Annotated in this window: 8 protein-coding genes, 1 tRNA gene and 2 rRNA genes; 4 read left to right on the top strand and 7 right to left on the bottom strand. The window is 44.0% G+C overall.

Translation table 11 applies throughout. From position 1 onward, the window contains the following. The 3 genes from D9A03_RS02380 to D9A03_RS02370 form a co-directional block, all read left to right on the top strand. A 23S ribosomal RNA gene (locus tag D9A03_RS02380) occupies positions 1–365 on the top strand; the annotation flags it as partial. 115 nt (positions 366–480) lie between these two features. After that, positions 481–596, top strand: a 5S ribosomal RNA gene (rrf, locus tag D9A03_RS02375). 240 nt (positions 597–836) lie between these two features. Then, positions 837–913: transfer RNA gene (locus D9A03_RS02370), tRNA-Met, on the top strand. Positions 914–968: 55 nt separating this feature from the next. On the opposite strand, the gene D9A03_RS02365 is transcribed toward D9A03_RS02370, so the two are convergent. Beyond that, entirely contained in the window at positions 969–1,361 is a 393-nt protein-coding gene (locus tag D9A03_RS02365) for a PleD family two-component system response regulator (RefSeq protein WP_120495632.1), read from the bottom strand. Between the two features lie 269 nt (positions 1,362–1,630). Here D9A03_RS02365 and D9A03_RS02360 point away from each other — a divergent pair, with 269 nt between their 5' ends. Beyond that, positions 1,631–4,330 (top strand): ATP-binding protein, encoded by a 2,700-nt coding sequence (locus D9A03_RS02360; protein WP_162937933.1) that lies wholly within the window; start codon positions 1,631–1,633, stop codon positions 4,328–4,330. 210 nt (positions 4,331–4,540) lie between these two features. On the opposite strand, the gene D9A03_RS02355 is transcribed toward D9A03_RS02360, so the two are convergent. The 6 genes from D9A03_RS02355 to D9A03_RS02335 all read right to left on the bottom strand — a co-directional run bounded on the left by D9A03_RS02355 (position 4,541) and on the right by D9A03_RS02335 (position 12,426). Then, entirely contained in the window at positions 4,541–5,074 is a 534-nt protein-coding gene (locus D9A03_RS02355; protein WP_254054957.1) for a TIGR01459 family HAD-type hydrolase, read from the bottom strand. 35 nt (positions 5,075–5,109) lie between these two features. Continuing rightward, entirely contained in the window at positions 5,110–5,265 is a 156-nt protein-coding gene (locus D9A03_RS19715; RefSeq protein WP_162937932.1) for a hypothetical protein, read from the bottom strand. A 136-nt stretch (positions 5,266–5,401) separates the two neighbouring features. Next, positions 5,402–6,847 carry a phosphoglucomutase/phosphomannomutase PgmG gene (gene pgmG, locus D9A03_RS02350; RefSeq protein ID WP_120495629.1) on the bottom strand — a complete coding sequence of 482 codons (1,446 nt, stop codon included), beginning with the start codon at positions 6,845–6,847 and terminating at the stop codon, positions 5,402–5,404. Between the two features lie 105 nt (positions 6,848–6,952). Next, a complete protein-coding gene (locus D9A03_RS02345; RefSeq protein ID WP_120495628.1) occupies positions 6,953–8,758 on the bottom strand; it encodes a nucleotide sugar dehydrogenase in 1,806 nt (601 codons plus the stop codon). Positions 8,759–8,950: 192 nt separating this feature from the next. Continuing rightward, positions 8,951–10,897 carry a hypothetical protein gene (locus D9A03_RS02340; RefSeq protein WP_120495627.1) on the bottom strand — a complete coding sequence of 649 codons (1,947 nt, stop codon included), beginning with the start codon at positions 10,895–10,897 and terminating at the stop codon, positions 8,951–8,953. An 11-nt stretch (positions 10,898–10,908) separates the two neighbouring features. Further along, positions 10,909–12,426: an MBOAT family protein gene (locus tag D9A03_RS02335; protein WP_120495626.1), complete on the bottom strand. Its 1,518-nt coding sequence runs from the start codon at positions 12,424–12,426 to the stop codon at positions 10,909–10,911. Position 12,427: the final 1 nt, after the last annotated feature.

Genomic DNA, 12,427 nt, shown 5'->3' with positions numbered 1-12,427 from the left:
GGGGCTGGAGCAGGTCCCAAGGGTTTGGCTGTTCGCCAATTAAAGTGGTACGTGAGCTGGGTTTAGAACGTCGTGAGACAGTTCGGTCCCTATCTGCCGTGGGTGTTCGAGACTTGAGAGGATCTGTCCCTAGTACGAGAGGACCGGGATGGACATACCTCTGGTGTACCGGTTGTTCCGCCAGGAGCACCGCCGGGTAGCTATGTATGGAATGGATAACCGCTGAAAGCATCTAAGCGGGAAACCAGCCTCAAAACAAGGTCTCGCTTGAGAGCCGTGGAAGACCACCACGTCGATAGGCCAGGTGTGGAAGTGTGGTAACACATGAAGCTAACTGGTACTAATCGCTCGATAGGCTTGATCGAACACTCTATCACCGCAGTGATAAATCAATGCACACTTCGTGTGTTGTAGATAACGAAATCAAATGATTTCAACGGTCTAGTTCAATTCCAAATTCATACCTCTGTGTTTTAATGACCTGGTGACTATAGCGAGAGCCCCAACACCCGATCCCATCCCGAACTCGGCCGTGAAAACTCTCAGCGCCAATGGTACTGCATCTTAAGGTGTGGGAGAGTAGGTCGTTGCCAGGTCTTTTAAACACAGAGCAACTCTGTCAAACTATACTTCGCCTATCCAGGCTCGTTTCCTCACTACGTTCCGGACGCCTCAATGGCTTGCCTCACTAACGTTCGGTAAGGCTAAGCATCCATCGCAAAATTCCGAACGAAGTAAGACAAGGACACCATCGAATAAAATGGCGTCCGCCCGCAGAAAAACGAGGAAGCGAGAGCAAAGCTCGAAGCATCGTTAAAAGACTAATATCACCCGAACGCGGGGTGGAGCAGCCCGGTAGCTCGTCAGGCTCATAACCTGAAGGTCGTAGGTTCAAATCCTACCCCCGCAACCAATAAAATCAACGCCTTAGTGGAAACACGGTGGGGTGTTTGCCTTACAGGGGTGAACTACAAAATAACATTTGGCAAGTTTTCTAAGACTTTTCTCTTTAGTTCTAGTCCGGAGAAGGGTTTGGCGATGAAATTTTCTGCGCCGTGAGCGAAAGCGCGTTCCATATCTTTTACCTTACTCTTTCTTGTTAGCATAACCACTGGTATTTCATGGGTCTTTTTCATGGATTTAAGTTCAACCAGAAGATCAACGCCCTGAATGCCTGGCAGGCGCCAATCGAGCAGGATAAGATCAGGTATATGTTTCTTCGCGTATTTAAGTGCGGATTTTCCATTGCTGGCCTCGCTTACGGAAACGCGTTCTTCATTTGCGAGGTATTTCATAACCAAAGTTCTAATAATTGGATCATCATCAATTACAAGTACATCTGCACTCCATTTCCTTGCCATGATCTGTCTCCTTAAAGAAAAAGGTATTCATATCAACGCAGGACCTGTGCCAAATGGAGTTCTCTTACAAATCAGTAGCTTGACATTTTTTGTGTGGAAATTGGCCTGTCAATTTGACAAAAATTCTCATTTTGACAGAGATAAAAATCTTAATTTGCAAGAAAGAATATTTAACTTCTTGTAATTAAAGAGAATTGTTCTTGGTGTAGATATTGCTACTCAAAGGTTAGTTGATCGTTTTTCAATCCGCTAAAGAGATGGAAGAAATCATGACCTTGAAAAATAACACACTCAATAATTGGCCCTTATCAAGGATATTGGTTCCTCTTCTTGCTGTGACGTTAATAGTTGTTGGTGTTCTGGCAACTGAATATATGCGTCACTACGAAACAAAACATATGCGTCTGGATGCTGACGTCAAAACAAGAGAAATCGGTCAGTTGGTAGCATCTATTGCTACTACTGCCATTATTACTAAAGATAAAGTCTTGTTAGATAACCTCATTGGGCGCGTGTCGACCAGTATACCTTCTATTCACCGTATCGTCTTTCTTGATGGTGAAGGAAAGCAAGTAAAGGCCTGGAATAAAAAAGCACTGATAGAACGTAAGTACTGTATGGACCATACCATTCCTATTGAATCCCAGGGGAAGGTATATGGAAGTCTTAAAATCCGGTGGAATCTTGTGGATGATTATCAGCGTATAGACAGCCATATCTATGGGATGATGGTTCAAGCCGGGATCATTCTACTTGTTGCCGCATCTATTTTTATCATTTTTGGACGCTTCTTTGTCCTGACACCCATGGAGAGAATAAATAGCCACCTTTCTGCGATTATGCAGGGGAGCACCAGGGATGATATTTCATTCAGAGGATTTGTTGCTAAAGAGTTTAAGGATTTGGCCAATACTCTAAATCTCTTTTCATCACTCGTTAAAGAGAGGGAAGTCAGTGAAAATAAAATGAAGGCCATTGTGGACACTGCAATGGATTGCATTATTTCAATTGATGCTCAGGGGTATGTCCTGGACTTTAATCCTGCATCCGAGAAAACTTTCGGGTTTTCTGCCAACGAAGCGGTTGGGCAGAAGCTATCTGAATTAATTATACCCGAAGAGTTACGCGAAATGCATGAAGTGGGTATGAAAAAATATTTTGAAACGGGTGAGGGGCCTGTCCTGGGCAAACGTATTGAGGTCGAGGCTCTCCACAAGGAAGGGCATGTTTTTCCTGTCGAACTTGCTATTGAGGATACGGCTGGTCCGGATGGAACGATCTTTGTGGCGTATCTAAGAGATATCACAACACGTCGAGCAGCGGAAAAAGAGTTATTAAATGAAAAAGAAAAGGCGGAAATAGCCAGCCAAACCAAATCTGATTTCTTGGCTATGATGAGTCATGAAATCAGAACGCCTTTGAACGGTGTGGTTGGTATTCTGGGACTTTTGGATGAAACCAAACTTAACCAGGATCAGAAACACTATGTAAACACAGGGCGTAATTCTGCAGAAACTCTTTTGACCGTTATCAATGATATTCTTGATTTTTCCAAGATGGAAGCTGGTAAACTGGAGCTAGAGAATTTCAGCTATGACCTTCATGGATTGATCGATAGTGTTGGAGAGGTATCAAAACCTCAGGCTGATAAATCTAATCTTATCTTTGAGACAGTAGTTTCCCGTCAAGTTCCTCAATGGGTTGAAAGTGATCCTGGTCGAGTACGTCAGGTGCTTTTGAATCTGGTTTCCAATGCCCTGAAATTTACAAAAGAAGGTCGGGTGACTGTACTTGTTACCGCTGATGAGCAAGGAGCTGAGGACAAAGGAAAGACTATCCGTTTTGAAGTGCAAGATACAGGCTTAGGAATTCCAGAAAATCTTCATGATGATCTCTTTTCAGAGTTCACAACAGTTGATGCTTCTTATGCCCGTAAATTTGGTGGAACTGGGCTGGGACTGTCAATCTGCAAGCGCCTTGTAGAGATGATGGACGGGGCAATTGGTTTTGATAGTCGGGAAGGCGAAGGAAGCCATTTTTGGTTCGAGATTCCTATGAAATTAGGAACCGCACCGATAGAGGAAAATGTTGGTTCGCAAACTGCAGGTCAAAGAATGCGAGTGATTGCGAAAAATCATAAAAGGCTTTTACTTGCAGAGGACAATCCGACGAACGTTATGGTTATTAAGGCCATATTGAAAAATCTTGGTTACAAAGTAGATGCCGTTGGTAATGGTAAAGAAGCTGTCGATGCTGTTCAAAATTTCCCTTACGACCTGGTCTTTATGGATGTTTCTATGCCTGAAATGGATGGCCTGGAAGCAACACAGAAAATACGCTCCCTAGGAGGTCAAGCTTCCGAAGTCCCTATCGTTGCCATGACAGCTCATGCCATGCAGGGGTTTCGTGAAAAGGTTTTGGAAGCTGGAATGGATGAATACATCAGAAAACCTATACGAAAAGAGCGTGTTATTGAGGTTCTTGATACCTTTATTGAAGTCATGGAGACCGCAGAGAAAGGTGAAAATGTTGTTGAAACAGCTTTGCAGTCTTCCGACGAAACTGAACATTTGGAAGATAACAATAAATCGCTTATAAGTAGTGATATGGATAAGCCGATTGACACTTCTGTTCTAAGACGCCTGGCTAATGAAACTGACCTTTCCATGATGCCAGAATTGATAGATCTCTTCCTTGAAGATGCTGCACGCAGAGTGCTTGCCATATCTCAAGCAACAAAGCAGCGTGATTTGGAAACCTTGGAACTGGAATGCCACACCCTTGGAAGTTCTGCGGCTGCATATGGTGCGATGGAAATGCAATCCATAGCCATGGAAGTAGAAATGCTCTGCCAGCGTGTATTGAATGATGCAGCTTTAGAAACAGCGGCAAGAATGCCCAAGGTTGCTGAAGAAGTATTTGCAGCTCTACGCCAATATAAACAAGACAAAGGCTGGATGGTCCACTAACATCGAAGCTTCTTGATCAATGGGCGAAGGTCTCTGGAAATTTGCTACCAAGTAAGGTATGGCATTGCATTCGTTGGAGATGCACCATATTTTTTGCAACGTTTTGAAGAGACTTAGGTGTTAAACGCTGCCCTTGGGGCAACCGTAATTCCTTAGTGTGTATCCCCCCAGCCACTCAGACCGTATCGAGACCAACATTCTTAGCGCCCTCTATATCTTAGCGCCCTCTATATCCGTATGAAGACTATCACCTATCATCACCGTACGGCTGTTGGGGATGGTTGGGAACCTATTAATTACTTGGTGAAAGACATCTGGATAAGGCTTGCCAATGTAGCTAACTTTTCCGCCTAACTCTTCATATCTTAAGGCAAGGCTTCCTGCGCAAATAATCGTTTTGTCCCCGCGTTTAACAACCCTGTCCGGGTTCGCACATATCATTAATTGTTCGTGTTTGGCCGCCTCTAAAAGAAGGTTTTCATAGTCGGCCAACTGGTCTTTTTCATCATTAAATAAACCCGTACAGATTATGAGTTCAGCTTCTTCTAGCGGAACAGCTGTGCCACCACAGGCCGTTAATGTTGCCTGGGTTCTGTCAGGTCCGACATGAAAAAAGAGCGGGTAGGTAGAACTGTTCAACTCCTTTGATCGGGCTTGAATGTTTCGTGCAGTAGCATCGCCAGAAGTCTGTAGATGATCATATAAACGAGTTGATATGCTTAGGTTTTCAAGATGTCTTGATATCTCGTTGCCAGTTCTGGCGGCGTTGGATAGAAGAGCTACTTTTTTTCCAACAGATGATGTAATTGTTTCAGACAGTTGAGAGCTTTCGGATAGGCTTGAACGCCATTATGAATGACACCCCAGAGATCAAGGATGAAAAGATCATAGTCATTAATGATTTTTGAAATACCTGTGATGATAGGGATTGTCATAATTACTGGATAGCTGCTTTAGGGAAAAATACAATGCCGTTAAAGAAAATTATCTATCATGAGTGGATATACCTTAACAGAACAAAGGCCTTTCCTTGAATGAAAAGGCCTTTGTGATCATTAAACCACTTGATGATTAATGAAAGTCGGGTGGCATAGGGATTTCGCATTTTCGCAGAGAAGTTCGTAGATGGTTTTTAACGAGTTCAAGGCGCTTTTCATCTGGTGCTTCACAACGGGCAACCAAAACAGCCTGGGTATTTGAGGCTCGAAGTAACCACCAACCATCGTGACACTTCACACGCACACCATCGACATCAGAATATTCAAAACGTTTCTTTTCTACATAGGCTTTTATACGTTCAATAAAGCCAAATTTCTGATCTTCCTCGCAGGGGAACCTTAACTCTGGAGTGTTGAGTACCTTTGGTAGGCCATCTCTTAGTTCGGAAACTCTTTTCCCACGGCTTTCAAAACAATTCATCAATCGGATTGCCGCATAGATGGCATCATCAAAACCGTAGTAACTATCGGCAAAAAATATGTGACCGCTCATCTCTCCAGCGAGGAGGGCGCCGGTTGAGGTTATTTTATTTTTTATAAGAGAATGGCCAGTCTTCCACATCAGGGGATTACCTCCTTTTGCCTCAACATGATCAAAGAGAACCTGACTGGCTTTCACATCTGCGATGATTGTCGCGCCCGGAGAACTTTCAAGTAACTCTTCAGCCAGTAAGGCCAAAAGCTGATCTCCCCATAGGATCTGGCCCTTATTATCAACAACACCAACCCGGTCGCCATCTCCGTCAAAGGCAAAGCCGTAATCACAGTTGTTCTCAAGTATTTTCTGGGTCAGCTGTTCCAGGTTTTCTGGAACGGTTGGATCAGGATGATGGCTTGGAAAATCACCGTCAATCTTAGCGTTAATGAGGATGTGTTCACCAGGGAGCAGGGGCAGTAACTTTTCAAGAATTTCACCTGCTGCACCATTACCAGGATCCCAGGCTACTTTAGGTTCCTTTAAAATTTTGCAACTTTCCAGCATGCGGTAACAGTAGGCTTGGGAGATATCCAGGCTTTCCAGTTTTGAGAGACTTTTATGGAAGATGCCAGATGCTGCTACGGCACCAAGTCTCTGGATCTGTTTGCCAAAGAAGGGTTTATGCTGCCAAACCATTTTAAAACCATTCTGGTCTGGCGGGTTATGTGATCCCGTAACCATGATGGCGCCATGTGTATTCAAAGCACGATCAGCAAAATAGACCATCGGTGTGGGGCATAGACCGATATCCGTTACTGTTATACCTACCTGTGTAAGGCCAGCGATTAAAGCTTTCGAGAGCGCTGGTGAACTATGGCGACCATCGCGTCCAACACAGACATGAAACCCACCAACTTCTTTAACCAGATAGCCGAAACTAAGGCCAATAGCGTAGGCATCTTCTCTTGAGAGATCTTTGCCGACGGTGCCTCTGATATCGTATTCTCTTAGAATAGTTGAAGAGAGTTTATGTGGGTTGATAAAAGCCTCAGGGATTTCTGCAAACCTTTCAGCGCTTTGACTTGTATGAGTTGTAACCATTGTCTTGGTCCTCCGGTTTAAGAGGTGAATTTGGGCGGACCCGGATGAGGTGCTGGGGGGAGACCTCTCCGGGTCCATACGCGGTCTAGAATTCAAGTGAAGAATTTACCAACACAGGCCGCGATATGTTGTGCTCTCTTCTGGTGCGGCATGAGAGGTGAGGGCGATGATGGGAACGTCGCGTTTATCACCAGGAAGATTTCGGATGAGCTTGGTTGCACCCAGACCGTCGAGTTCGGGCATGTTCAAGTCCATCAGAATAAGATCGAAATTATTGGTAAGATGTTTGCGCATAGCTTCGTTGCCGTCCAGAACAGTGACTGCTTTATGACCAATCTTTTCCAACATGACCTGTGCAATTCTTGCATTGGCTGGATTGTCATCAGCAACAAGAACACGCATTGGCTTTTGTTTATCATCCGTTGGGGGAATTTTTTCTATCAGGGAGCTCTGGGTGAGAGGTTTTTGAATGTAATCATCCATACCAACAGTAAAAATCTTGTCTTTATGGGTGATAGATCCAAAGGTTCTTACCAGATCCACTACTTCCTGATCATCACGTCTTTCAACGGTTTCGTCTCTGAATTCCGGTGTATCATGACAAATGATGAGGGTATCACTATAGGATTTAATTTCAGCAAGGGTTGTGCAGACAATTTCATCTAGATGCTCTAGACATTGGGTTTCCCATGAATTAGCTGCCTTTGCATGTTGTTTGTAATGGGCAACGCAACGATCGACATCCAGATTTGAATCGTAAATACGGACTTGATAGCCTTTGCTCATGAGCATTGAGATAACAGGGAGGATCGGGCTTTCACGAAGATCATCTGTACCAGGCTTAAAGGTTAGGCCTAAGAAACCCAGTTTCTTGCCTCCTGTGGCCTCAATCATGTCCATGGCATGTTCGATCTGAGATCGGTTGCTGTGATCAATTGCAGCTAAAATAGGTGTCGTTACGCCGAGAGAACGGGCGAGGTGATTGATGCCACGCACATCCTTAGGCAGACATGATCCGCCATAAGCAAAACCGGGCTTTAGATAGTAGGAAGAGAGATTGAGCTTGGTATCCTGAATAAAGATATCCATAACTTCATGACTATCTATATCCGCTGCCTTACAGATTTTGCCAATTTCATTCGCAAAAGACACTTTTAGCGCGTGCCATGTGTTGTCCACATATTTAACAGTTTCTGCGGCCTCAATTGAGGTATAGATGACCTTGTCATCAATGTTGTCATAGAGCTTGGCAAGGATAACTGAACTGCGTTCGTCGTAGCCCCCACACACTGTTTTGGGAGGTGAATAAAAGTCTTTTACGGCAGAACTCTCCCGCAAAAATTCTGGATGAAAACAAAGACCAAAATCTTTCCCGCATTCAAGTTCAGAATAGCGCTCTAAAATAGGTAAAAGTTCATTGCGCGTTGTTCCGGGAGGGATCGTACTTCTAATGACGATCAGATGATATTTAGATTTCTCTTTGAGTGCCTTCCCGAGATCAACAGCTACAGATCTCAAAGCGGTTAAATCGCAATGCCCTGTTTCTGTACTCGGGGTGCCAACACAGACAAAGGTCATATCTGTATTAGCTATAGCTTCTGTAACATCATCTGTCGCAGAAATGGTTTTGTCGTGGACCCCTTGTTCAAGGAGTTCAGGAAGCATTTCTTCAACAATAGGAGAAATGCCTCTTCTTAGGTCATTAAGTTTGGATTGGTCCTTATCCAAGCCAATCACGTTATGACCACAGGAAGAAAGGCAGGCTGCGGAAACGAGGCCGACATACCCAAGGCCAATGATACTGATGCCCATTCTTTCCGGGACGAGTTCCAATTCACGATCATTGTATTGATTTATCGTTACAGAGCGGAGCTCTTGTTTTTGTCGAACTTCTGAGATGTCGGCTTTCATCGTCTTCTCCAAATAGAGTTGTGTTTCTAAGTAGGTAAAGGCAGAAAGCGTGCCATTTTTATAATTATGTAATTACAATGGGTTAGTGGTGGCCTTTGAAAATATTATTCAAGTGGTTTTTCATATTGAAAGGATAAAAGCTGATTTTCTCATTTTGAGAAAAGAAAAAGAGAGATCCAATTAAAGTATTATCTATTGGATTTCTCTGAGGCTAAAGATTGGATTTTCTGTTAAAAATTCCTTTGGGTTATCAAAGCTATGGCTATTAATTTTTTCGCAAGCCGATTGCCGACATTGTGAGAAGCTAAGCTCTATGGAAAACTCTTTTTCTGGATCAAACAGTTGGGCATAAGCAAGATGTTGATCGCCTGTCGAGGCGCCCGGGAGATATCGGGAATAGAGCTGTTCTAATGCTGGATTTGCAATGATATGCCAACCTGCACCAGGTAGCCACCTTGGGCTTCTCGGGCCCTGACCATCCATATCTCTTGGGAGGATCGTCCCTTGTTGAAGCAAGAATTTCAACGTGTTCTCTAAACCGTTTATTTGTTCAGAAGATAGCTGTTGCTTCATATGTGAAAGGCCAAGCAGGCTAATGCTTGCGTGGTTTATATCCTCGTACCTCTCTTTCTGGAGGTTTTTCTTTTTTTGTTTTGGACGAGATGCAGAAACCAAGTCTTCAGATTGCCAGCCGCGATAATATTGTTCTGGCCAGTAACGCCAAAGAATTTTCGAGGTGGGCTCTCTTGTTTCTTCCCATGTTTTAATAAAACGGTTTGTTATGGAATGGGCACGTTTAGTCAGGGCTCTATTATCGGTCTCATGGCCAACGTATGACAGGACCGATGACCACATCATATGCCAGTTCCAGGGTGCCCAGATACCGTCATATCTAAAGGGGGCTGCATAGGGGATCCGATAAAGTCCCTCGTCAGGTAGGTAATACTTCTCGTAAGAAACGGCCAAGCAAGATGCATTGTTCAAGATTGCTTGTCTGAGTTTAAGGGGACAGTTATCACCAAGAAGCTCGCAGGCATAAATTAAACCTGACGAGATCATTCCCTGATTAATCATAAAAGACAGTGGGCTCTTGCCATCTTCTGAATAGATCCGAGATGCCCAAGCACAAGACGGATTGTGATCTCCGCCTATGCCCCTTAATAGGTTTTGCTGGTCCAGTGTTCTTTCCATAGCCTGTTGAGCAAGTGTGGCAAAAACAGGATGACCAGTTTTTTTGTACAGGTTGGCTAAGCTCAGGGTTCTATAAGACTGGCTCCAGCTTTGTTTACCGCTTTCATCAGAACTGTAGGCTATGGGCTCCCCAAGATACTTGGTAAAACTCTGCGATATAGCGTGGAAAAAGATGCGTCCCTGATTGCTACCGGATAATGACATTACCGGAATGCTATCTTTGCTCTTTTTTAGATGTGAATAGGCAAGGAATTCATCGTCAGATGTTGCTTTTATCTTCTCGATTTTGCCGGTTTTGAAGCTTAAGAAAACAACATCACTGCCTCTTTCCCGATCACAGTAGACTGACATAGCGATACCTGTTTTCACGACTTTACTACTGAGTAGAGAACAGTTTTTTAAAGTGCCGACTTTTTCCCCCTTTGCCTGAAGGTGATCATCAGAGGGTAAAGAATAAAACCAAAACTCCGTGGCTTGGGTCTTCTTAGAAAATAGAGAGATATAAAACCCCGTCTTTTGAAAGGACAGGAGGCTCACGATGGAAAGCCTAGGCCAGGCGACGATGCTCTTTTGGTTATAGATGAGCTCTACAATAGCTTGAGGGCCTTTAGTTGTCCGGATGTAGGCCGTATCACCCTCTTTATTGAAGCGGAAACTCTTTGTTCTAGAGACATCATCGAGGTCAAAACCATCAATAATTTTTGTCTGATTAAATACAGATGTTGCCCTGTATGCGCCAGGTTCCCAGTAAACTTCAAGCTGGTTCGATCCGCTTTTAGAAACAGAGATTAAGCCTTTACGAGTAACACCTTTACGTGAGCCTTCCTGTGTTTGGGTGTTGTATGTTTGATTTGAGCCCTGAAGAGTAATCAGCCAGTCAGGGTACTCTTCAGAATAAGCCACAAATGGAACACTTAATAGGAGAAGGGGGAGGATGAAGCGCTTCATACTAAGATCTCCTAAAAATTGAAGTAGATAAATTCTGTAAGTTCATCGAGACGATAGATCTGGAGTAGGCTGATGACGCCCACTCCCAGCATGGCGCAGGACCAGTTGGTTGAGGGGCGCCAGGCATAGGCTTTGATAAATCGTGCTTTTAGCTGATGGGTTTTATCCAGCAGGCTCTTGTAGTCGATGGTCGGTTGATATCTACGCGTGATTTCAACAGAGTTGGGACAGAAGAAGATGATGAAACCAATGACACAGCTGATAAACCAGAAGAACTCATGATCAAGAGCGAGGTCCTTGATAATATCAGGGTAGATATATCCGGCTTGCCCAAACATGCTAAGCAACATGGTTTCGGCCCCTGTAAAGCTTTCAGCCCTGAAAAAGATCCAGGCGACCATAACACCCAAGAGGGTTAAAGCATGGTAGAAAACCTTAATCACAAGAGGATGGAAAAAGACTTCGAGGTTTTTGTGAAAACCAATTGCTGACCAAGCGTGATTAATGGACAGATAGATACCGTGTAGCAAACCCCAGAAAACAAAGTTCCAGCTTGCACCATGCCATAACCCACCGAGTAACATGGTGATGGTCAAGTTTACATAGCGTCTAACAGGACCTTTCCGATTGCCGCCTAAAGGAATGTAGAGGTAGTTCCGGAGAAAAACCGAAAGCGTAATGTGCCAACGGCGCCAAAAATCGACAATGTTTTGGGCTTTATAAGGGGAGTTGAAGTTCAGAGGGAGTTTGATGCCAAACATTCTTGCAAGCCCCAGTGCCATGTCGCAATAGCCTGAGAAGTCGAAATATATTTGGAACGTATAGGCAATGGTCCCCATCCAGGCCACGTCAATTGGCAGAGCTTGTCCCTGTTCTGCCAGGGTAAAGACAGAGGTGGAGTAGGGGGCAATACCGTCCGCAATGACAATCTTCTTAAACAAGCCAATGACAAAGAGAGTAGCACCTGTCGCAAAGTTGAGGCCTACGCGTTGGGTAAAGGTCTTTAAAGTGAACTGCGGGATGGTGTGTTTTTGTAAAACAATTGGTCCGGCAATTAACTGTGGAAAGAAGACCACAAAGAGGCAGTACTTGGAGAAATTACACTGCTCAATTTCACCTCTATAGGTATCAAAAAGGAAGGAGATCTGCTGGAAGGTAAAGAATGAGATCGCAAGAGGAAGTACTATCCCCAAGAGCGGAATTTCAGAACCTGCAATAGCATTTACATTACCGATAAGAAAATCTGCATACTTAAAGTACAAAAGTAATCCTAGATTTCCAATAATCCCACTCGTGAGTACGAGCCTGCTTTTACGTTCGAGCAAGACCTTATGAAGATAAAAGTTGGCTGTTACTGAGAAGAGCAGAAGAATAAGGTGTATGGGGCTCCACCAAGCATAAAAAGCTAGGGAAGCTGCAATCAGCCACCAAACTATACCGTTCTCCCACTGCAGAAAACGAAGCAGGTAGAACACCAACAAAACTGGAGGCAGAAAGAGGTAAATGAATTCAAGAGAGCTAAATACCATG

The organism is Kiloniella sp. EL199, assembly GCF_900313065.1.
Classification (GTDB): domain Bacteria; phylum Pseudomonadota; class Alphaproteobacteria; order Kiloniellales; family Kiloniellaceae; genus Kiloniella.
This window is presented reverse-complemented; position numbering and strand designations above follow the sequence as displayed.

Bases quoted from the DNA above. Each gene is read 5' to 3' on its own strand.
- D9A03_RS02365 (WP_120495632.1), bottom strand. From the start codon at position 1,361: ATGGCAAGGAAATGGAGTGCAGATGTACTTGTAATTGATGATGATCCA.
- D9A03_RS02360 (WP_162937933.1), top strand. From the start codon at position 1,631: ATGACCTTGAAAAATAACACACTCAATAATTGGCCCTTATCAAGGATA.
- D9A03_RS19715 (WP_162937932.1), bottom strand. From the start codon at position 5,265: ATGACAATCCCTATCATCACAGGTATTTCAAAAATCATTAATGACTAT.
- pgmG (WP_120495629.1), bottom strand. From the start codon at position 6,847: ATGGTTACAACTCATACAAGTCAAAGCGCTGAAAGGTTTGCAGAAATC.
- D9A03_RS02345 (WP_120495628.1), bottom strand. From the start codon at position 8,758: ATGAAAGCCGACATCTCAGAAGTTCGACAAAAACAAGAGCTCCGCTCT.
- D9A03_RS02340 (WP_120495627.1), bottom strand. From the start codon at position 10,897: ATGAAGCGCTTCATCCTCCCCCTTCTCCTATTAAGTGTTCCATTTGTG.
- D9A03_RS02335 (WP_120495626.1), bottom strand. From the start codon at position 12,426: ATGGTATTTAGCTCTCTTGAATTCATTTACCTCTTTCTGCCTCCAGTT.